Consider the following 20796-nt stretch of genomic DNA (forward strand, 5'->3'; position numbering starts at 1 on the left):
ACAGGGCGCGACACAATCTAGGTGCGGGCGGGCAGGCGACTATCAGCGGCCATCGTGGGTGGGGGGCAAATCCAGATCGAATTGAATTTCGCGCATACACTTGAAGTGACCCAGGGGGCATTTTTCGTAGCCAATCTTGGAGCACGGCCGACACGAAAGCCCCGGCCTTTCCAGAATGCGGAATTCGGTGCGGTAAGGATACATACCAAACTCCGGCACCGTATTTCCCCACACGCTGAAGATCTCCTTTTTAAAGGCCGCCGCAATGTGCATCAGGCCCGTATCGTGGCTTACTACGAGCTGAGCTTGTTTTACCAGCGAGGCCGATTGATTGAGCGAATAGTGCCCGCAGGCATTATAAATAATGGTTGTTGGAGCAGTAACAGTACTCGGTTCGGACGGAAAGTAATAAGGGCTGTCGGGGACTTTGCGCGCAAGCGGTGGCGAGACAGCAGCTTGCTTGGCAAACGCCAGCCCCACCACATGGCCCGTCGTTTCGTCCTCGGGGCCACCAAGCAGCACCACCGGCCGGCGCAGCAATCCGCACAACTCGATAATGCGGTCCACGGGCAGGCGCTTGGTAGCATGCTGCGCCCCGATAGCAAAGGCCACGTAACCCCGCTGAAAGCCCGCCGGGAGCATATTTAGGTTTACCTCATCCTTAGCCGGAATAAAATAATCCAGCCCCTGACCATCATTGCGCACCCCCAGAGGCGAGGCCGCAGCCAGGTAGCGGTCCACGATGTGCAGCTGGGGCATGGTATTGATCTTCAGGTTCACCAGCAGCCACTTACGCACATTCAGCTTATCGAAGCTCGAAGCGGGCACTCCCAAACGCAGCTTCAGCAGGCGGGTGCGCAGGTTATTGTGCAGGTCGATGATGTAGTCGAAACGCTCGGCTTTCAGCTCGTTTACCAGCTCCGTGAGCGAACCAGTAAGATAATGCGCCTTATCCACGTACGGATTCGGCTCGATGATACTGCGGTAGGACGGCTTGGTACAAAAATGCACCTGCGCACCCGCCAACTGCTGTTTTAGCGCCCGCACCACGGGTGTTGTCAGCACAATGTCGCCGATGGAGGAAAAGCGCAGAACGAGAATCTTCATAAGCTATTTAACGGCAGCCCGCGCCCCCGTTAAAACAAGGTCGTTTTAAACTCTTCGGCCGGCTTAATCTTGGCTTTTCGCTCTGCAAAGTACGTGGCTACTTCCTCCCTAGACATGGCATTAAACGTCATTTCCTTTGTCAGGCCGCCTTTGCGCCCCATAAATACGCCGTAGCGCATATCCGCGTAGCCCTTGGTATGGTGCGCATCGGGGTTGATGCTCAGCTTCACGCCTTGATCAAGGGCGTAGCGCACCCAGCGCCAGTCAAGGTCAAGCCGCCACGGATTGGCGTTTATCTCAATGATAACCTGGTGCCGGGCACAGGCATCGATAACGGCTTTATAGTCAATCGGGTAGCCTTCGCGGCGCAGCAGCAGACGCCCGGTCGGGTGGCCCAGCATCGTACAATACGGGTTCTCAATGGCCCGAAGCATGCGTGTGGTAGCGCGGGCTTCGTCCATTTTGAGGTTGCTATGCACCGACGCCACCACAAAGTCAAACGACGCCAGCACCGAGGGTTGGTAATCCAGGGCACCATCGCCGAGAATGTCGCTTTCAATGCCCTTAAAAATGCGGAAGGGCGCAAGCTCTTTGTTCAACTCGTCTATTTCGCGGTGCTGCTGGCGCACCCGCTCCGGGCTGAGGCCGTTGGCATAGTGTGCAGCCTGCGAGTGGTCACAGATGCCCAAATACTCGTAGCCTTCATCCCGCAGAAACTCCGCCATTTGGCGCAGCGTGTGCGCCCCGTCGGAGTAGTTGCTGTGGTTGTGCACGCTCCCACGCAGGTCGGCATCTTCCAGCAGCTTAGGCAGCTTATGCTCTTTGGCTAATGTCAGTTCACCGAGGCCTTCCCGCAACTCAGGCTCTACGTATTGGAGGCCAGCTTTTTCATAAATAGCCGTTTCCTGGTAGAAGCGCTCCTTTTTTAGCAGCTGCCGCAACGTAGCCGGCTGGCCATGCGCGGCCTGGGGGGCAAATATCTCCGACAAATGGGCTTCGGCGCCAGTCAGCAGAAAAAGCTGATTTGTAAAATCATCCTTGGCTACCAGCAGCACTTCCACTTTTACGCCGGATGCCGTAGCCGTGCCACGCCACGCAAACGGCCCCGAACGCGCGGGGTCGGCGGTAAGGCCATCGAGGGAGTTCAGCAGCTTGTGGGCTTTCTCGGGCTGAGTGGTGGCCGCTACCAGCACCACGTTTTCCACTACTTCCAGGCGGCGGCGCACCTCCCCCGCCACGGCCACAGACTCCGTAAATAATGCCTCCTGCAAAAGAGCAATCAGTTCATCGGCTAGCTCTTCGGCCTGCGGATACAGCAGCTTGCCCCGACTTTGGTCGTTGAATTCGAGGGCTTGCAGAATGGCGTCCTGGGTTTTTTTGCCGAATCCTTTGAGCTTACTTACCTCGTCGCGCTCGGCGGCGGCACGCAGGGCGTCTGGGCTTTCTACGCCCAGCTCGCGCCACAGCGCCCGAATCTTTTTGGGGCCGATGCCTTTGATATTCAGCATCTCAACCACACCGGGCGGCGTGATGCTCAGCAGGCGCGTGAGCTCTTCAAAAGTGCCGGTATCCAGCATTTCGGCCACGCGGGCGGCGGCGGTTTTGCTCAGGCCCGTGCGGTCGGGCAGGCCGGTACGCTCTACTTCGGCCACCGAAAACTCGAGGCGTTCGAGGGCAGCAGCGGTGCCTTCATAGGCCCGGATTTTAAACGAATTTTCGTCGTGCACTTCCAGCAGCGAGGCCGCTAGGCGGAAGGCGCGAATCAGGGCGCGATTGTCCAAAACAGAAGCAGAATTTGCCCCCCAGCGGGGGATGGAGAAGGAAAGTAAAGGTACAGGGTTGGGAAATATTATGTTTTAAATAATACGGGGGAATAAAGGCCAATAGGCTTTTCGGGTACAACTATTGATGGTAAAATGAAAGCCTTTAATTTACTCGCTCATTCCTCACTCTTACGCTGTTGCTATGCGCCTGTTTTCTCTGCTTTGCTGCCTGAGCGTGCTGCTGCTAGCCGTGACGTGTAAACCCGACCCACGCAAGTCGCCGCAGCTGCTTCTGCTCGAAGGTACTTGGCTGCACGCGCACGAGGAGGATGTGGAGGATATAGAAGTGTACCGGCCTAATACGTATTCGTTTGCCCCTTCGCGGGGCCGTACCGGGTTCAACTTCGAGCACAATGGCCTTTTTACACAATACGACATTGCTCCTACGGACGGGCTTGAAGGTCATAAAGGCCAGTGGAAAGCCGAAGGTGAGTCAGTACTTCGCATCACTTTCGATAATCCGGAGGAGGCAGGCTACAGGCTCGAAATTGTATCGCTGGAAAAGGATTTATTTAAAATTCGTCGTTTGCCGCAATAGCCTTGCAACCTTTCGTTTCGTCTGCGGCTCCTGGTACTGTTCTATTATATATTCAATTATGCGCATTTCTATCCTTTCGCTCCTGACCGCTTTTGTAGCGCTGGTATTGGTGGCCTGTACCGAAAACGTAGGCGATCTGATGAGGCTGAATCCGGAGGGACCGACGGGGCCGCTCTACGGCCGCTCCTGGTACAACTCGCACGAAGCCCGCCCCGGCGATACCGTTATTTATCGGCCCCAGGGCTACATAATGCCCCCCAGCGTGCCGCGCTACGGTCCGGTTTATCTGGATGGGTTGCGCTTCGATAAGGATGGGCAGTTTACGTTTTACACCTTCGGCCCCGCTGATGCTCCGGAGGCGCATATTGGTCGCTGGGAGCCAATGGAGGAAAACCAGGATATCCTGACGATGACGCTAGAAAACACGGAGCTGCGCCCTCCATTCCGGTTGCGCGTGCTGCGCGTGGAGAACGACAAGCTGGTTGTGTTGCGCCTGCGCTAAGCACTTTCCTACGACTGTTGGGGGGCAAAAAAGCCCGGCAAAAGCGAATCTAGAGAAATTTAGGCCGTCTTTTGCCGGGCTTTTTAGCGTGTAGTTTTTTCTGAATTTCCGGCTGACTTATTTTTTGAAGTGAATTACTGGCTTGTTAAATCCGAACCCGCAGCCTACTCTTGGGCTGACTTTGTGCGCGATGGGCACACCCACTGGACTGGCGTCCGCAACTTCCAGGCCCGCAACTACCTCCAACAAATGCAGCCCGGCGACCTCGTGCTGTTCTACCACAGCGTAACCGATAAAACCGTGGTCGGGCTGGCCGAGGTAGCCGCGCCTGCCGCTCCCGATGCCACCGCGCCACCCGAAAGCGGCTGGGTAGCCGTTGCGTTGCGTCCGCACCAGCCCCTCCCCCGCCCCGTATCCCTGGCGGCCATTAAGCTCGACGCGCGCCTCAGTCAGATTGGACTGCTGCGGCAGTCGCGTCTGTCCGTGATGCCGTTGCGCAGTGAGGAGTTTGATGTAGTGCTGGAGCTGGGCAGCTAAGCCCCGAAACGCAGATACTTTGAAAAGCCTGTCTACTGTCCGTAGAACAGGCTTTTTCGCTTAATTATGGGCTGGAGGGCTTTTTTTGGCGTGGCCTGTTTGCTGGCGGCTGAATCAGGCATAAAAAGCCCCCCAACAACAAGCTGCACCACATGACTTTACGCCGTCTTCGTCGTATCTTACTAAGCGTCACAGCGAATAGGGCGCATGTCAGCTATGAAAAATATAATAGTCGGGTGGCTCGGAATGATGGCGCTGGTGGTAGCATGGCAGCCAGTAGCCGCCCAGGAGCCCGAGACGTCCATCGTTCCCGCCCAGCCCGCCCGCCTGGAGTTGCCTTTCACTCAATATGATACGGATGTGCACGTGCTGGCCATCCCCGAGGACAGCAGCGTGGTGATGCTGGTGGAGAAGGACGTTTTTATTGGCTCACGCACTAGCTACACCTTCCACAAATATGACCACCAGCTCAAGGATCTGGGCACGCGGAATGTGGAGATTCCGATCGAGTACGAGTTCAAGCTGATGAGTGCCGAGGCCACGGCGGTGTACGCGCTGTTTCAGTCGCGCTACGCCCCGGAGCGCTTGCTGGTAGCGGGCCTCGATGGTCGCACCGGCGACGTGGCTTTGGTTAAGTTCGATACGGAGGTGACGCGCGATGTGCTGGACCAGAAAGTACTGGCAGGCAATCTGTTCGTGACGGTGCTCCTGGATCAGCACATGACGGTAGTGAAGCTGGATATGAAAACCGGCAAGCACCAATTGCTGCCGTCGGTGTACGAGCCGCTTTCCACGGAACTCACCTTTCTCACCGACTCCGCAACTAAGCGCGCCGAGGTAATTATGCGGCAGTCGAACGGGGTGAAATCGCGCTTGCAGCTAAAGCAGCTTTCCGCCGATGGCGAATTGATTAATTCGGAGTTTGTTCAGACCGAGAGTGAGCGCAGCCTGATAACGGCGCAAGTCAGCCTCGGCGACAGCTCCGACCGTATGTTGGCCGGCACCTACACCCTCCGCGACCCGCGCTATTCTCAGGGCATTTTTTCGGCTGATCTGACGGCGGGTACCACCCCCACGGGCGTCCGGCACTCCCTGCGTTTCTATGATTTTACGCGTCTGAAGCACTTTTTCGATTACCTGAAGCCAGCTAGGGCCGCCCGTATTCGGCAGCGCAGTCAGGAGCGGCGCGCGGCCAACCGGGAGCTGCCGCTGCGCTACCGCCTGCTCGTGCACGACTTAATGCCTTTCCAAAACGGCTACGTGCTGGTGGCGGAGGTGTATTATCCGCGCTACCGCAGCGACAGTTACGGCCCCGGCATGGTAGGCACCCGGTACCGGCAGTTCGACGGATACCACACCACCCACGCCATTGTGTGCGGCTTCGATCGGCGTGGCAACCTACTCTGGGACAACACTTTCGTCCTGAAAGATGTGGAATCGTATGAGTTGGAAGAAACAGTGCGGCTGCGGCCCATGCCCGATGGCCAGCGCCTCGTGATGACCTATCTGGAAGAGGAAAATATCCACTACAAAATCATTGACCGCAGCTTACCAACACCCAATGATCTGGTGGTGCCTTTGCAGCCTGCTAACCCGGAGGTTAAGGAGAAGCTGAGCAGCACCAACTACGAGGGCATGCAAGCGTGGTACGGCAGCCGGTTCTTGGCATTCGGCTATCAATACGTGCGCGCTCACCGGGGCGCGGGCCGCGACGTTTTTTTTCTGAACACTGTTTCCTTCGATTAGAGCCTCCGTTCGAACGGGCTGCCGCCAAGCTACGTATGGGAGCCAAACCACCTTTGCTCCCTCCCTATGTATACCAAACTACGTCTGCTTTCGCTCGTCGCCGTAATGGGCCTTGTTCTCACGGTAAGCTGCCGCACAAGCGGCCCCGAAACCCCAGCCCGTACGGTTGCTGAGTTTTTTCGCAAATACGAGAACCGCTCCGGCTTCAAGGCAACCACCTTATCGGCTGGCTTTACCACCCGGCTGCTGCTGGCACGCCTGGGCAAGCTGGGGGGCAATAATGAGCTAGCGCAGGCGCTGACCTCGGTACGCGAGATTAAAATGCTCACCTTCACCCCTACCACCGATCGGGCCCAGCGCCTGGTGGCGGATGGCCTCAATAAGGAAGTAGACGGCCTGCTGGCCAGCGAGCGATACACGTCCATTCCCGTATCCGCCGATTCGGCCAGCACGACTATTACGCGCTACGCCATCCGCCAGCAAGGCGACCGGGTACCGGAGCTCGTGGCTACCGGCAACGTAGAAGCCGTGCCCGAATCCTTTGCTTTGATAGCCGTATCCGGCAATTTCACCCGTTCTCAGGTTGATGAGCTGATAAAGTTTCTGCCCGGCGCCGTTGGTGAACTAACCCAGTAGAAACCGTATTTATTCATTGCCAAAAAAGCCCCCCAGAGAATTCTGGGGGGCTTTTTTGGCTATAATATTGTGTGAACGGGGCACAGCCACTACGCGTCTCTATCCCGTTCGCAAAGCTGCTATATCTAAGAGTGTAAAAGCTATGGTAGTCAGCTTTAATAGATTCTTTAAGTCCTGAAGCAACCCGGTTTGCAAATCAGCTTATTGCGATGAAAGCCTAAGCTACGCCTCAGAGACACGAAAGCTATAACCCGCTAGTTACTAGTTACCGAGGCTGGCTGCCACAAACTCATTGTGTTGTTGATCAGTATTTAAAAAAAACAAAAAGCCCCCCAGAACATCCTGGGGGGCTTTTTTACAGATATGCATACTACATGCCAGCAGCCACGACAAAAAAAGCGGCGGACCTGTGGGTCCGCCGCTTTTTGGGCTAAAGCAGGTCAGCGATTAAGGCTGAGGCTGGCTTGGGATGTAGAACTCGAAGGTGAACTCTACACGGCGGTTCTTAGCCATGCCGGCAGCCGAAGTGTTCGGTGCAGCGGGCTGATCTTCGCCGAAGCCTACCGTAGTGATACGGTTCGGATCAACTGTCTTGCCAGTGAAGTAGCGCTTGGCCGAGGCTGCACGACGCTCCGACAGACCTTGATTGTACTCATTCGTACCGCGGCTGTCAGCGTGACCAGCAATGCGGAGGCTATACTCGGGGTATTGCTCCAGAATCTTGATCATGTTGTCAAGCGTGCCATACGACTGGCGACGAATCACCGTGCTGTTGGTTTCGAACTGTACTGGACGTACTTTCTGCATCAAAGCAGGGTCAATTACGCGGCAGCCAGTAGAGTCTACCGTAGCGCCGGTTGGCGTGCCAGGGCACTTATCAACGTTGTCTGGGATACCGTCACCGTCTTGGTCGAGGTTTACAGGGCAGCCTGTAGCATCAACTTGAGTACCGGCAGGGGTGTCTGGGCAAGTGTCATTCTTATCAGCTACACCGTCGCCATCAGCGTCAGGGCAACCACGGAGTGCAGCCGTACCAGCTTGGTCTGGGCACTCATCTTCTGAGTCACGTACACCGTCGTTATCACGGTCTGGGCAACCTTCTAGGTTAGCCAAGCCTTTCTCGGTGGGGCACTTGTCCTGGTAATCCGGTACACCGTCGCCGTCACCATCTAATGGGCAACCAGCTTCGTCCACGGCTACGCCGGCTGGAGTGGCGGGGCACTTGTCTTTGCGGTCTGGCACACCGTCCATATCCTCATCCTTGGGCTTGCCAAAGTTGTAAGTGATACCGGCTGAGTGCTGGAGGTAGCGGTCATTCAGATCGCCTTTATCCACGTTGTCAATCGTGTTGGTCAGGCCGTAGATCTGGCCCGTCTGCACGAAGATGCCGAAGGAGGGGGAGAAGTTTAGGGCGATACCGGCCGCGCCGTGCAAATACGCCGCGTAGTGGTCTTTGTTGCCTTGGAAGGTTTCGCCCCCGGTGCCCGTGTTGATGAACTTATCCGAGGAGGCAATCATCAAACCCGGCGCTAAGCTCAGGTAAGGAGCAAAGATGGCGTCCTCTTTCAGGGCCCAGCCGTTGTTGAGCTTGAACTTGATGGGCACCCCAATCGTGGTCACGTTGGCGTCGAAGCGGCGGATAGCGGGGGCCAAATCCTCAATGGGCTTGAGCGTCTTGGTCGAGAACTTCATGTCCCCGTAGTTGGCCGACAGGCCGATGTCCAGGCCCGGCGTCAGGTAACGCGAGAGCGTGATGCCTCCGCCGCCTTCGATCTTGTCGGACTTGAACCACTCCGAGCCCAGGTCGCCGTGGTATTGCAGGGTGCTGCCGTAAAGGCTAATGCCGGTCTTGCGGTCCGCGCTTTGAGCGTGACCCTCGGGGGCCGCTGCTACCAGCGCTAATCCCAAGACCGCAGATTTTGCTAGAAGGTGTCTCATAGCATACAGGTTAGGTGAAAACATTTTCTTTGGTTTTAGCAGCTTATTCCGGGTTGAATGAGAGCCTTAACTGACTGCCTATACTTTCCATTACGAATAAGGTTGTTGTTGCGACCTCAAATGGGGGGCATTTTTCTGAACTTATTTCTACCAAAACAGCGTTTCCGCCTGATTTTCAGGCTTGCCTATGCGATAGCAAAGGAATATTTATCTTTTTTAATTTTCAAAAAAACTGGTTTTACCCGTTGGAGCGCTCACAAAAAAGGGGCGTTCCTTCACGAAACGCCCCTTTTTCAGGCTTACTGTTGAGCCTTACTTCGCCTGCTCATCTTCTTACTTGCCCATGAGGTGCTCGATGTCGGCAACTTCCAGCGGAATAGAAGCCATTAAATCTTCGGGCTGGCTGCGGGTAATCAGAATATCATTCTCCAGCCGAATACCCAGTCCTTCCTCCCGAATGTAGATACCCGGCTCGCAGGTGTACACCATGCCCGGCTCAAACGTGCGGTATTTGCCCCCCACGTCATGCACATCGAGCCCGAGGTAGTGCGAGGTGCCGTGCATAAAGTATTTCTTGTAGAGCGGCGCGGCCGGATCTTGGTTTCGAACATCGGCCTCATTGAGCAGATCCAGCTTAATCAGCTCCTGCTCCATGTGCTTGCCCACGGCCGCGTGGTAGTCTTCAATGTTATTGCCGGCTACCAGGTTTGAGGTAGCAAACTTCATGACGGACAGCACGGCCTCGTACACATCACGCTGGCGCTTGGTGAAGGTGCCATTCACAGGAATGCTGCGCGACAGGTCGGCGGCGTAGTTGCCGTATTCGGCCCCGAAGTCGAGCAGCAGCACGTCGCCGTCCTGACACTGGCGGTCGTTGCTGACGTAGTGCAGAATGCAGGCGCTGGCGCCCGAAGCGATGATGCTGCCGTAAGCCGGGCCGCGCGAGCGGTTGCGCACAAACTCGTGCAGAATTTCGGCCTCAATCTCGTATTCCCACACGCCCGGCTTCACAAAGCCCAGCAATCGACGAAACGCCTTCTCCGTGATATTGGCCGCCTCGCGCATCAGCCGTATTTCCTCCTGGCTCTTGATGGCCCGCAGATGGTGCAGCAGTGGCGCGGCGCGGCGGTATTGATGCAGCGGATATTTGGTTTTTATCTCCTTAATAAAGCGAGCATCGCGGGTTTCCACTTCTACCACCGCCCGGATGTGCTCATTGGTATTCAGGTACACATTCTCCGCCTCATTCATCAGAGCGTGCAGCACCTGCTGGAAGCTGTCGAGCCACAGAATGGTGCGGACACCGGAGTTGGCGCGGGCCTCATCTTTGGTCAGCTTGTAGCCTTCCCAGATGAGGATATGCTCGCTGGTTTCCTTCAAAAACAGTATTTCGCGGTATTGCGGCAGCTTGGCATCAGGAAACAGCAGCAGGATGCTCTCCTCCTGATCGACGCCGGAAAGGTAGAACAGGTCATTATTTTGCCGAAAAGCCATTGTGCCGTCTGCATTGGTGGGCATGGTGTCGTTGGCGTGAAAAATGGCCATTGACGCCGGCAGCAGCTGTTGAACGAAATTGCGGCGATTTTCAATAAAAAGCTGGGGATCAAGAGGTCCGTAACGCATAGGACGGGCTAGGTTTAAGGGAATGGGAAGAGGCGCCGGGGCGCGGTTGCAAGTTAGGGGAATGCAGGTAGCGCGAGGCTTCCGTTTCGTGCACCGTCGAACAATAGTTGTTTGGATACTCCGGCCCGTCATGATCCAAACGACCCGCGAAGCAGAAGCTTCGCGCTACTTTCTGCCATAGCCTGGTGGCTGCACTTTATGTAGGCTATTTAGTGTTATGCTCCTAAAATCAACCTTATGATCTCTTTGAGCTTGCCATAAGCTTGTATCCTATGGCAGCTTGGGTATTTTCGCCCCCGCTCTATCCGCTTTTCGCTTCTAATGCCGCCCAAGTCGCACCCGCGCCGCGCCATTCTGCTCATCCAAACCGCTTTCATTGGCGATGTTATTCTGGCCACAGCCTTACTGGAAAGACTGCGCCAGACTGAGCCGAATACGCCCGTCGATTTTTTGGTCCGTAAGGGCAACGAGGGCCTCATAGAACAGCACCCGCACGTGCGCGACGTGCTCATCTGGGACAAGAAAAACCATAAGTACCGCGACCTGTGGCGCTTGCTGCGCACCATCCGGGCCGGCGACTACGAGCGGGTTATCACGTTGCAGCGCTTTGCCTCCACGGGCTTTCTTACCGCATTCTCGGGCGCACCCAAGCGCATCGGCTTCGATAAAAATCCGCTTTCGTTTGCCTTTACGCAGGTTACGCCCCACCTCATGGGTCAGGGAATTCATGAGGTAACGCGCAACCTTCACTTGCTTTACCCCGAGTCCGAAGCCCCGCTTACGCCGCCCCGCCTTTTCCCCACGCCCGCCGATGAGGCCACCGTGGCTCCGTATATAAGCCGGGGGCCGTACGTGTGCATTGCGCCTACGTCAGTGTGGTTCACCAAGCAGTTTCCGGAGGAGCAATGGCTGAAGCTGCTCCGGGCCTTACCGCCTCATTATAGTGTGTATCTGCTGGGCGCAACCTCCGACAGCGCCGTGTGTGAGCGCCTGCGCCAGGAAAGCGGACGAGACAGCGTCGTGAACCTGGCGGGTCAGCTTCCCCTGCTGGCGTCGGCGGCGCTGATGCGCGGGGCGGTACTTAATTACGTGAACGACTCTGCGCCTCTGCACCTGTGCTCCGCGATGGGCGCGCCTACGTGCGCCGTCTTTTGCTCTACCGTCCCGTTTTTTGGCTTTGGGCCCCTGAGCCCGTTTTCGCGGGTGGTCCAGATTGAGGAAGAGCTAGATTGCCAGCCCTGCGGCCTGCATGGCTACAAAAAATGCCCCCTGGGTCATTTTTACTGCGCCCGTGGCATCCAAACGCAGCAGCTCATTGAGGCACTGACGGAGGCCGAGGCGTGGGCGGCCGCTCAGCACTAAGGCGAATGAACTTCGTTGCGGGGGGCTTTTTTGTACCTTTGTGCCCCTTCCAATCATTCCAGAAAATAGAAGGAAACCAGTCGAGCCCGTAGCTGGTTATTACTAGTTGGGGGGCAAATTTGTGGCCGCGTTCAGCCATTTTGCCCTCTGCTGTTTCCAAGACAAGACTCCAAGCCCGTATTAAATGGCCGATTACGATTTGCACGAATTGCCGAACGGCATCCGCGTGCTGCACAAACAAGTACTGCACACCAAAATCGCGCACTGCGGCTTCCTGCTCGATATTGGCTCGCGTGATGAGGATTTGCACCAGCTAGGGCTGGCTCACTTCTGGGAGCACATGGCGTTCAAAGGCACCGAAAAGCGCCGCTCTTTCCATATTCTCAACCGCCTCGAAACCGTGGGGGGCGAATTGAACGCGTATACTACCAAGGAAAAAATCTGCTTTTACGCCTCGCTGCTCAGCACGCACTTCGAGCGCGCCTTCGAGCTGCTCACCGACCTCACCTTTCACTCCATATTCCCGGAGCGCGAGATTGAAAAGGAGCGCGGCGTGATACTGGAGGAAATGGCCATGTACCACGACGCCCCCGAGGACGCCATCATCGACGACTTCGATGCCGTTATCTTTGGCAATCATGCCCTAGGCCACAATATTCTAGGCACCCGCCAGAGCGTTTCGGGCTTTCAGCAGCAGGACTTCCGCCAGTTTCTGATCGATAATATCCGCACTGATCGGCTGGTGTTTAGCTCCGTAAGTAATCTGCCGTTTACGGAAGTGAAGCGCCTGGCCGAGAAATACCTGGCGCCGCTGCCTGCTCGCCTGGGCCCACGGCCGCGCACGCCGTTTTCCTCGTATCAGCGGGTGGAGCAACTGGAGCGTAGGCCCATAACCCAGGCCCACTGCCTGATCGGGGGCCCGGCGTACGCCATTGAAGACCCACGCCGCATTCCGTTTTTCATGCTCACCAACATTTTGGGCGGTCCGGGCATGAACTCGCGCTTGAATCTGGGAGTGCGCGAAAAATACGGCCTCGTGTACACCATCGACGCTACCTATTCGCCCTACACCGACACGGGTATGTTTGGCATTTATTTCGGTACGGAGAAAAAGCAAGTGAAGCGTACCATAGCGCTGGTGCAGAAAGAGCTGAAAACCCTGCGTGAAAAGCCGCTTGGTTCCTTGCAGCTGCACACGGCCAAAGAGCAGCTTATGGGCCAGCTGGCCATGTCAGAAGAAAGCAACAGCGGCTTGATGCAGCTTCTGGGCAAAAGCACCCTCGACATTGGCCGCGTGGAGCCGCTCACCGAGATTTTTGACCGTATCCGCGCTATCACGGCTTCGGAGCTGAGCGAGTTGGCCAACGACGTGCTGCGCGAAGACAATCTGAGCGTGTTGCAGTACGTGCCGGAGTAAAGCGCCACGATGGCCAAGCAGCCTGCCACGTTTGGAGCAATTGCCGGTTTTCAGGAAGGATACGAGTTTCTGAACCGGCTGGAGCTGAGTGCTTCCGGTGTACACCGGCCTACCCGTGCCGGCATCGGAGCACGGAGCGGCTTAGGCGCCGAGTCGATTGTATTAGCCGAAGGGTACGAGGACGACGTAGACCTGGGTGACGTTATCCTCTACACGGGCCAGGGCGGGCGCAGCAGCTCATCGGGCCGGCAAGTGGCCGATCAAACCCTGACGGGCGCCAACCTAGAGCTGGCGCGCAGCCAGACTACCGGTCAGCCTGTGCGAGTGGTACGCCGTATGCAGAGTGCTGGGGGGCTTTTTTTCTACCGTTACGATGGGTTGTACCGCATCACGGCGCACTGGCAGGAAACGGGGAAATCAGGTTTCAGCATCTGGCGATTTAAGCTGGAGAAGCTGTCATCAACCCCCGTTCTTCCTAACTCATCAGCCCATATTTAAGTACGCTACATGGTTGTGCTTTCCTTCAGGTACTAACTTTTCATAATGCCCTTTACCCTTTCGCATCCGGCTATAGTATTGCCCCTGCTTTTCCGAACCCGTCGGTGGCTGTCGATAACGGGGTTGGTATTGGGCAGTATGGCCCCCGATTTCGAGTACTTTCTGCGCCTTAAGCCTTTCGGTTATTATGGCCACACGTGGGTGGGCCTATTCTGGTTCGATTTGCCGATGGGGCTACTGATTGCCGGCTTGTTTCATGGGGTGGTGAAACGTCCGTTGGTCCGCAGCCTGCCGTTGCTGTTGCGGGCGCGGCTGGGTCAGCTATCCGAGGAGCCTTGGCCCTTGCGTAATCTTTGGAGCGGACGGCTCATTCTGGGCATCTTAGCGGGTAGTCTGTCGCACATTTTCTGGGATGCCTTTACGCACAACAATAGCCCCGTTTCGGTAGGTATTGACTTTCTGAATCAGCAAGTAGGGCCACTTACGCTTTATCGATGGCTGCAATATGTGTTCTCCGTAATCGGCTTGCTGGCTATGGCCTGGTTTGTCTGGAAACTCCCGGTGCAGCCACGGCTGGTAAAAGCTACCAGCAAAATTCAGCGCTTGTTCTGGACGTTCACCGGTGCGCTGACGGCAATATTCTGGCTCACCTTTATGCTGATCCACGACACGTATTCGCGCAGCTTGCTCACTTACTTAATCGTGACGGGCATCAGCGCCATTAGCTTAGCCCTGCTTATTACCTCAACTTTGATGCGACGCTATTTTCAGCCTTCCAAGCAGGCCCGCGCCGCTCGCGCCCTGAAACGCAAAATTGCCCACGAACTCGCCCAAAAGCAGCCCCAACTGTGACCCCCGACGACGCACGCCACCAGTACGCCGAAGCCCATACCACGCCCGAGTCGGAGGTGCTGCGCCGCCTCAACCGCGAAACCCACGTGCAGGTGCTGGCGCCGCGCATGCTGTCGGGCCACCATCAAGGTCGGCTGCTGAGCATGATCAGCCACATGGTACGGCCCCGGCGCATCCTTGAAATTGGTACGTTCACGGGCTATTCGGCGCTTTGTCTGGCCGAAGGCCTCACGCCCGACGGCGAGTTGCACACCATTGAGCAAAATCCGGAGCTGGAAACCCGCATCCGGCGCTACGTGGCCGCCGCCGACCTCACCGAGCGCGTTCATCTGCACATTGGTGATGCCCGCGCCGTGCTGCCCACGCTCACCGAAACCTGGGATCTGGTGTTTATCGATGCCGACAAAATCAACAACGACGCCTACTTCGAGCTGGTCATTGGTCAGGTGCGCGCGGGGGGCTTTTTGCTGATCGACAACGTGCTGTGGGGCGACAAAGTGCTGCCCTCCTATTCCGTAAAGCCCGCCGATAAAGACACCCATGCCGTTCGGGCCTTCAACGATAAGATACAGGCCGATCCACGGGTTGAAAACGTGTTTTTGCCCCTCCGCGACGGGCTGCTGCTGCTTCGCAAAATCTGATCTCAATAACTGGTCTCATTAGCTGAATGGCTTTCACCAGATTTTTTTATCTCTTTTAGAATTTCACAAAAAAGCCCCCCAGAGTCGCTTCGGGGGTTTTTTTGTGACTTTAAACGTGATTTACGTGCCCAGCTTGGCGGGAAAAATGATAGCCATTTTACTTTCTGATTAAACCTTCCTCCTTGCCGGGCGTCTACGCCCGCATTACCCCTGATCTATCGATTATGAGAAAGGCGCTACGCCTGCTGCTCGGCTTCTGGCTGACCTTCACCGCGACCAACGTTTTCGCCCAAAACCAAACCGTAAGTGGCCGCGTGCTGGATGCCGCCGACCAGTCGGGGCTGCCGGGCGCCAACGTGCTGCTTATCCACCTCCCCGACTCCGCCAAGCAAGGCGTGGCCACCGATCCGGGGGGCAATTTTTCCTTTACGGAGGTAGCGCCGGGGCGGTATCTGCTCACCATCTCCTTTGTCAGCTACCAAACCCAGCGCCGGCCCGTCACAGTAGCTGGCTCGCCGGTGGTATTGGGGGGAATTTTGCTGGGCTCCAGTCAGATAAAGCTGGGGGAAGTAGAGGTAACGGGCCGCGCCGCTGCCGCTGTGCAGAAAGGCGACACGGCCGAGTTCAACGCCCGTGCGTTCAAAACCAACCCCGACGCCAACGCCCAGGACCTCGTAACCAAGATGCCCGGCGTAACCGTGCAGGATGGCCGCGTACAGGCCCAGGGCGAGAATGTGCAGCGCATTCTGGTAGACGGCAAGCCCTTTTTCGGCGACGACCCCGACGCGGTGCTGAAGAACATTCCGGCTGAGATGATTGATAAGATTCAGGTGCTGGACCGGCAGAGCGAGCAGTCGCAGTTTTCGGGTTTCAACGACGGCAACACCGAGAAAACCATCAACATCGTAACCAAGCCGGAGTTCAAGACCGGGCAGTTTGGGCGCTTTGTGGCCGGCGCCGGACCGGAGCGCTACCGCGTGAGCGGCAACTACAACTCCTTCGAGGGCGACCGGCGCTTATCAGTGGTGGCCCAATCGAACAATATCAACGAGCAAAACTTTGCCACCGATGACCTGCTGGGCGTAGCCAGCAGCTCCGGCGGCGGCGGCAACCGGGGCGGTGGCGGACGCCCTGGCGGCGGTGGTCGTCCGGGCGGCGGGCCCGGAGGTGGAGGCAACAACGCCGGCGACTTTCTGGTGAGCCCCAGCGGCGGTATCTCCACCACGCATGCCATTGGCCTGAACTACTCCGACGTGTGGAACAAGAAAACGCAGGTCACGGGCAGTTACTTTTTCAATCTGTCGGAGAACCGGGCCAACACCAACCTGTTCCGTCAGTTTGCCTTGTCCGATGTGGGCGCCAACCAGACGTATTCAGAAAACTCCCTAACGACGAGTCGTAACATCAATCACCGCTTCAATCTGCGCCTGGAGCACAAGATCGACTCGGCCAATTCCATTCTTTTCCGGCCGCGCCTGTCGTTGCAGCAAAACCGCGGCAACAGCAACCTCGATGGCTTCACGGCCGCCGATGACATAAGCAGCAGCAACGTGCTCAGCGACTATCGCTCCGCGCTTACGGGCCTCAACTCCAACAACGACCTGCTCTATCGTCACCGCTTCCATAAGCCTGGGCGCACGATGTCGGCAAATGCTACGCTCAATTATAACCAGAAGCAGGGCGACAACAACCTGCTAACACGGTCCGAAACCGATTCGCTCAATCAGTTTTCAACCCTGGATCAGAGTGGCTGGAACCTGGGCACGCGCCTGGAGTACACCGAGCCGCTGAGCAAGCAGGACCAGTTGCAATTCAACTATACGCTGGCTTATACTCCTAACGACTCCGACAAGCGCACCTTCGACTTCGTGGATGACACGGGCGAGTACGCCGAGCTAAACCCGGCGCTGAGCAACGTGTTCACCAACACATACCTCACGCAGGGCCTAGGCGTCAGCTTCCGCCACCAAACCAAAGATTTGCAGGTAATGGTGGGTGCATCGGGTCAGAAGGCCGACTTGCGCAGCGACCAGGAGTTCCCGCTGACGACCAGCCTCAACCGCTCGTTTTATAATTTCCTGCCCAACGCCATGTTGCGCTACAACTTCTCGCGAGAGAAAAATCTGCGCTTCTTTTATCGCTCTAGTACGCCGCCGCCCTCCATCGGGCAGCTGCAGGAAGTAGTTAACAACGCCAATCCCTTACAGCTTACCACCGGCAACCCGGCCCTAGAGCAGCAAACCCAGCACTCAGCCAATATCCGCTACTCGGCTGCTCAGCCCGGCAAATCGACTACTTTCTTCGCGCTGCTGCTCGGCAATTTTACGGATAACTATATCACCAACAGCACTTTCATTGCTACCGAAGACACGGAGCTGGAGCTGAACGGCGGCGTGGTGCGCCTGCCCGCTGGGGGGCAATTAACGCGGCCCATCAACCTGGGACAGCAGTACAATTTCCGCGGCGTGCTTAGCTACGGGATGCCGGTGGGCTTTATTAAGTCGAACCTCAACCTGAACGCTACGGCCGGCTACAGCCGCACGCCCGGCTTGATCAACGATGTGATCAACTACTCCCAAACGCCCACGCTGGGCTTGGGCGCGGTAGTGAGCAGCAACATCAGCGAGCGGCTGGACTTCACGGTTTCGTCGAACTCCAACTTCAGCCGGGCCCGCAACACGGCCCGTACGCAGCTGAATACCAATTATTTCACCCAGAACAGCCAACTGCGCTTCAATTGGATTGTGGGCAATGGCTTCACCCTCCAAACCGACCTCACGCACCGCTACAACGGCGGCTTGGCCGCAGGCTTCAATCAGCAGTATGCCCTCTGGAATGCCAGCATCGGCAAGAAGATATTCGAGAAGCAGCGCGGCGAAATCCGCCTCTACGCCTTCGATATGCTGGGCCAGAACCGTAGCATTCAGCGCAACGTGACGGAAGCCTACATCGAGGATACGCGCACCGATATTTTGCAGCGCTATTTTATGGTGATGTTCACGTACAATCTGCGCAGCGGCACTGGCAGCCCAAGTGGCGCTGGTGAGCGTCCGGATCGTGGCGGCCCAGGTGGCGCCGGTTCGCCGCGTTAGCCTTACTCTTATAAAAAAGCCCCCCAGCAGCCAGCAGCTGTTGGGGGGCTTTTTGCGCCTTGTGGCCGGCTTGTTTCGCCTAAGTATGCGACGCTTAAAACATATTTTCGCAACAGATTTGCCTTCTTTGTAAGATAATCCCGGTAGCCAAGCGTTACTGATCGTGTACTCAACTTATCTGATGAACAAAAGAATAATTCTGCTGCTCTTGTGGGTGCTGCCCCTGCTGGCGGGTGCTCAAAGCGTAACGGTACCGTCCGAGCTAGCTTTTGGAGGCATGCGCCTTCGCCTGACAAATGGTGGCCAGCAGGCAGTGCAGCAAAAAGTGGACGCCCTGCGCCGCCATCAGCCCTCCTTTCAGGCCCGCGTCGATTTGGCCGACGCCTACTTTCCGCTGATTGACCGTACGTTTCAGGCCGAGGGAATCCCACTGGATTTTCGCTACCTGGCGTTGCAGGAAAGCGGTTTGCAGGGCGAAGCCCAATCTATTCACGATGCGGTGGGCTACTGGCAGTTCAAGCGCGAGTCGGCGACGGAGCTGGGCGTGCAGGTAGATGGCACTGTGGATGAGCGCAAGCACATTGTAGCTTCCTCGCGCGGCGCGGCGGCTTATTTTAAGCGCAACAATGCCACGTTTCGCAACTGGCTAAATACGCTGCTCAGCTACAACCTCGGCCTGACCGGCACCAAGCCCTACACGCTGCCCACCGATGTAGGCGCGACGGAGATGGAGATTTCCGAAAAAACGCACCCCTACATTCTCACCTTTCTGGCGCACAAAGTAGCCTACGAGCCCGCCGTAGGCCAAAATCCGCAGCCGCCCATGCTGCTACAGGAGTTTCCGGTGCAGCCGGGCCAGCGTCTTGAGGCGTTAGCGCAAACCCTGCAAGCCGACCCTGCCGACCTGGCCCGCCACAATTATTGGCTTTCCCGCGGCAGCGCCGTGCCGGCCGGCAAAGCCTACACCATGCTGGTGCCCATCACGGATGAGTTGCAGCGCACTGCTTTGCTCGCCAATCAGCGCACGGCCACCGCTGGCCAGCTTCTCTCCCAGCCCGAAATAGACCCCGAAAATGCTGATTTTGTGCGTATCAATGGGTTGCGCGCCATTGTGGCCCTGCCCGGTGATACCAAGGAAAGCCTGGCGCGCCGGGCCAATCTGAAGATGAAGCGCTTCATGCAGTACAACGATTTGTATGCGTTTGACAACATTGTAGTGGGCCAGCCTTATTTCGTGCAGAAGAAGCGGGATAAGTCGTCGGTGCAATACCACGTGGCTCAGCCAGGCGAAACCGTGACTACTGTTGGCCAGAAATACGGCATGCGTACCCGGGCTATTCTGGCCAAAAACCGGATGCGCCGCACGGAGGAGCTACGGCCCGGCCGCATGCTCTGGCTCCAGTTTACGCGTCCGCGCGAAGTAGCGGTGGAGTACGTGGACAGTCAGGATTCGAGGGCTTTGGCGGCTTTTGAGCGCCCGGTAAGTGGGTCAGCCACAGCCTCCGCAACTACGCCGCAACCGGCGCCGGCTACTCCCCGCCGCATTCTTACGCCCAAAGCGAAAACCCCTGCTGAGACTGCCCCGACAGAACCCGTTGAGCAGGCCACCATTCTAGAAGAGCCACAGGCAGATAGCGTAGTAATTGCGGATGCCACGCCAACCCCGGCAGCCGCGCCGGTAACCAAGGAAGCCGCAGATTTGCCCCCCACAGCAGCCACGCCCGATACAAGCCGAGTAAAGTCTCAGCCAGTCGTTCCTGCACAAGCTACTACCGCCGACACGGTTCAGGCTGCCAGCCAAAATTTGCCCCCCAGCCAGGTTCAGGACACGACGCGCACGCCCGCAGCCGATACCACCGAGCCAGTAGTAAAAAACCCTGGTCAGGTAGTATTGCGCGATTTGCCCACGTCCGCTAAACCAGCGCCTGCGAAACCAGCGCCTACCAAATCAACCCCAGCCGCAACTGCGCCTGCACCCCGGCCAGCCCCGGCCAGCCCCGTGATTACCGAAACCACTGAGGTTTTGGATGTGCCTGCCAGTGGTCAGCATATTGTGCAAAAAAGCGAGTCGCTGTACAGCATAGCCCGGCGCTACGGTTTGCGCCCCGCCGACCTGGCTACCTGGAATAATTTGCCCCCCAACGCTGCTTTGAGCCTGGGGCAAACACTGCGCGTAGTGCCCACGGCGGCAGCACCCGCACTAAAACCCGCTGCACCAGCCACGCCCAGCCCAGCAGCCCCCCGACCAACAACGACCCCAGCAAAGCCAGCCCAGGCAGCAACGACCGCACCAGCTGCTACCACCGGCCCCATACGCCACACCGTAGCCGCCGGCGAGTCGATGTACGCCATTTCGCGCAAGTACGGCGTCACGATCAAGCAGATTATGGAGTGGAATAATAAGCCCGATTTCAACGTACGGCCCGGCGAAGTCCTGACTATTCGCGCCACAAAGTAGGTCTTTGCAGAAACCAGTTTAACAAA

The 20796-nt window shown here is 57.1% G+C and carries 16 protein-coding genes; 12 read left to right on the forward strand and 4 right to left on the reverse strand.

Annotated features, from left to right (window positions below; genetic code table 11):
- Positions 1–42: 42 nt before the first annotated feature.
- Positions 43–1107, reverse strand: a complete 1065-nt coding sequence (locus IEW06_RS01325) for a glycosyltransferase family 9 protein (protein ID WP_188547261.1) — start codon at positions 1105–1107, stop codon at positions 43–45.
- A gap of 29 nt (positions 1108–1136) precedes the next feature.
- The gene (locus IEW06_RS01330) at positions 1137–2888 is read right to left on the reverse strand and encodes a DNA polymerase/3'-5' exonuclease PolX (protein WP_187731119.1); all 1752 of its coding nucleotides are present in this window, start codon (positions 2886–2888) and stop codon (positions 1137–1139) included.
- A gap of 184 nt (positions 2889–3072) precedes the next feature.
- Here IEW06_RS01330 and IEW06_RS01335 point away from each other — a divergent pair, with 184 nt between their 5' ends.
- The 5 genes from IEW06_RS01335 to IEW06_RS01355 all read left to right on the forward strand — a co-directional run bounded on the left by IEW06_RS01335 (position 3073) and on the right by IEW06_RS01355 (position 6889).
- Positions 3073–3468: a hypothetical protein gene (locus tag IEW06_RS01335; RefSeq protein ID WP_188547263.1), complete on the forward strand. Its 396-nt coding sequence runs from the start codon at positions 3073–3075 to the stop codon at positions 3466–3468.
- Between the two features lie 58 nt (positions 3469–3526).
- Positions 3527–3970 (forward strand): hypothetical protein, encoded by a 444-nt coding sequence (locus IEW06_RS01340; protein WP_188547266.1) that lies wholly within the window; start codon positions 3527–3529, stop codon positions 3968–3970.
- Between the two features lie 129 nt (positions 3971–4099).
- Entirely contained in the window at positions 4100–4507 is a 408-nt protein-coding gene (locus tag IEW06_RS01345; protein WP_187731117.1) for an EVE domain-containing protein, read from the forward strand.
- A gap of 216 nt (positions 4508–4723) precedes the next feature.
- Positions 4724–6253, forward strand: coding sequence for a hypothetical protein (locus IEW06_RS01350; RefSeq protein WP_187731116.1), 1530 nt, complete (start codon positions 4724–4726; stop codon positions 6251–6253).
- A gap of 66 nt (positions 6254–6319) precedes the next feature.
- Positions 6320–6889 carry a DUF4252 domain-containing protein gene (locus IEW06_RS01355; RefSeq protein WP_187731115.1) on the forward strand — a complete coding sequence of 190 codons (570 nt, stop codon included), beginning with the start codon at positions 6320–6322 and terminating at the stop codon, positions 6887–6889.
- Between the two features lie 447 nt (positions 6890–7336).
- Here the strand turns inward: IEW06_RS01355 and IEW06_RS01360 are convergent, their stop codons facing one another.
- Positions 7337–8827, reverse strand: coding sequence for an OmpA family protein (locus IEW06_RS01360; RefSeq protein WP_187731114.1), 1491 nt, complete (start codon positions 8825–8827; stop codon positions 7337–7339).
- Positions 8828–9160: 333 nt separating this feature from the next.
- Positions 9161–10450, reverse strand: a complete 1290-nt coding sequence (locus IEW06_RS01365) for an aminopeptidase P N-terminal domain-containing protein (RefSeq protein ID WP_187731113.1) — start codon at positions 10448–10450, stop codon at positions 9161–9163.
- Between the two features lie 321 nt (positions 10451–10771).
- Here IEW06_RS01365 and IEW06_RS01370 point away from each other — a divergent pair, with 321 nt between their 5' ends.
- The 7 genes from IEW06_RS01370 (at position 10772) to IEW06_RS01400 (ending at position 20770) form a co-directional block, all read left to right on the forward strand.
- On the forward strand, positions 10772–11812 hold the full coding sequence (locus IEW06_RS01370) for a glycosyltransferase family 9 protein (protein WP_187731112.1): 1041 nt from the start codon (positions 10772–10774) through the stop codon (positions 11810–11812).
- Positions 11813–11996: 184 nt separating this feature from the next.
- Positions 11997–13229, forward strand: a complete 1233-nt coding sequence (locus IEW06_RS01375; protein ID WP_187731111.1) for a M16 family metallopeptidase — start codon at positions 11997–11999, stop codon at positions 13227–13229.
- A 9-nt stretch (positions 13230–13238) separates the two neighbouring features.
- Positions 13239–13727: a YDG/SRA domain-containing protein gene (locus IEW06_RS01380; RefSeq protein WP_187731110.1), complete on the forward strand. Its 489-nt coding sequence runs from the start codon at positions 13239–13241 to the stop codon at positions 13725–13727.
- A gap of 45 nt (positions 13728–13772) precedes the next feature.
- The gene (locus IEW06_RS01385; RefSeq protein WP_187731109.1) at positions 13773–14579 is read left to right on the forward strand and encodes a DUF4184 family protein; all 807 of its coding nucleotides are present in this window, start codon (positions 13773–13775) and stop codon (positions 14577–14579) included.
- Entirely contained in the window at positions 14576–15220 is a 645-nt protein-coding gene (locus IEW06_RS01390) for an O-methyltransferase (RefSeq protein ID WP_188547268.1), read from the forward strand. Before IEW06_RS01385 ends, IEW06_RS01390 begins: the two co-directional genes overlap by 4 nt.
- A 224-nt stretch (positions 15221–15444) precedes the next feature.
- Positions 15445–18312, forward strand: a complete 2868-nt coding sequence (locus IEW06_RS01395; protein ID WP_188547270.1) for an outer membrane beta-barrel protein — start codon at positions 15445–15447, stop codon at positions 18310–18312.
- Between the two features lie 181 nt (positions 18313–18493).
- Entirely contained in the window at positions 18494–20770 is a 2277-nt protein-coding gene (locus IEW06_RS01400) for a lytic transglycosylase domain-containing protein (protein WP_188547272.1), read from the forward strand.
- Positions 20771–20796 lie beyond the last annotated feature (26 nt).

This window comes from Hymenobacter qilianensis, from assembly GCF_014638675.1.
GTDB lineage: Bacteria > Bacteroidota > Bacteroidia > Cytophagales > Hymenobacteraceae > Hymenobacter > Hymenobacter qilianensis.

What these genes read in the sequence shown, in the direction of transcription:
- IEW06_RS01325 (WP_188547261.1), bottom strand. Translation starts at nt 1,107, where the DNA reads ATGAAGATTCTCGTTCTGCGCTTTTCCTCCATCGGCGACATTGTGCTG.
- IEW06_RS01370 (WP_187731112.1), top strand. Translation starts at nt 10,772, where the DNA reads ATGCCGCCCAAGTCGCACCCGCGCCGCGCCATTCTGCTCATCCAAACC.
- IEW06_RS01335 (WP_188547263.1), top strand. Translation starts at nt 3,073, where the DNA reads ATGCGCCTGTTTTCTCTGCTTTGCTGCCTGAGCGTGCTGCTGCTAGCC.
- IEW06_RS01365 (WP_187731113.1), bottom strand. Translation starts at nt 10,450, where the DNA reads ATGCGTTACGGACCTCTTGATCCCCAGCTTTTTATTGAAAATCGCCGC.
- IEW06_RS01340 (WP_188547266.1), top strand. Translation starts at nt 3,527, where the DNA reads ATGCGCATTTCTATCCTTTCGCTCCTGACCGCTTTTGTAGCGCTGGTA.
- IEW06_RS01400 (WP_188547272.1), top strand. Translation starts at nt 18,494, where the DNA reads ATGAACAAAAGAATAATTCTGCTGCTCTTGTGGGTGCTGCCCCTGCTG.
- IEW06_RS01375 (WP_187731111.1), top strand. Translation starts at nt 11,997, where the DNA reads ATGGCCGATTACGATTTGCACGAATTGCCGAACGGCATCCGCGTGCTG.
- IEW06_RS01355 (WP_187731115.1), top strand. Translation starts at nt 6,320, where the DNA reads ATGTATACCAAACTACGTCTGCTTTCGCTCGTCGCCGTAATGGGCCTT.
- IEW06_RS01360 (WP_187731114.1), bottom strand. Translation starts at nt 8,827, where the DNA reads ATGAGACACCTTCTAGCAAAATCTGCGGTCTTGGGATTAGCGCTGGTA.
- IEW06_RS01350 (WP_187731116.1), top strand. Translation starts at nt 4,724, where the DNA reads ATGAAAAATATAATAGTCGGGTGGCTCGGAATGATGGCGCTGGTGGTA.
- IEW06_RS01385 (WP_187731109.1), top strand. Translation starts at nt 13,773, where the DNA reads ATGCCCTTTACCCTTTCGCATCCGGCTATAGTATTGCCCCTGCTTTTC.
- IEW06_RS01395 (WP_188547270.1), top strand. Translation starts at nt 15,445, where the DNA reads ATGAGAAAGGCGCTACGCCTGCTGCTCGGCTTCTGGCTGACCTTCACC.
- IEW06_RS01380 (WP_187731110.1), top strand. Translation starts at nt 13,239, where the DNA reads ATGGCCAAGCAGCCTGCCACGTTTGGAGCAATTGCCGGTTTTCAGGAA.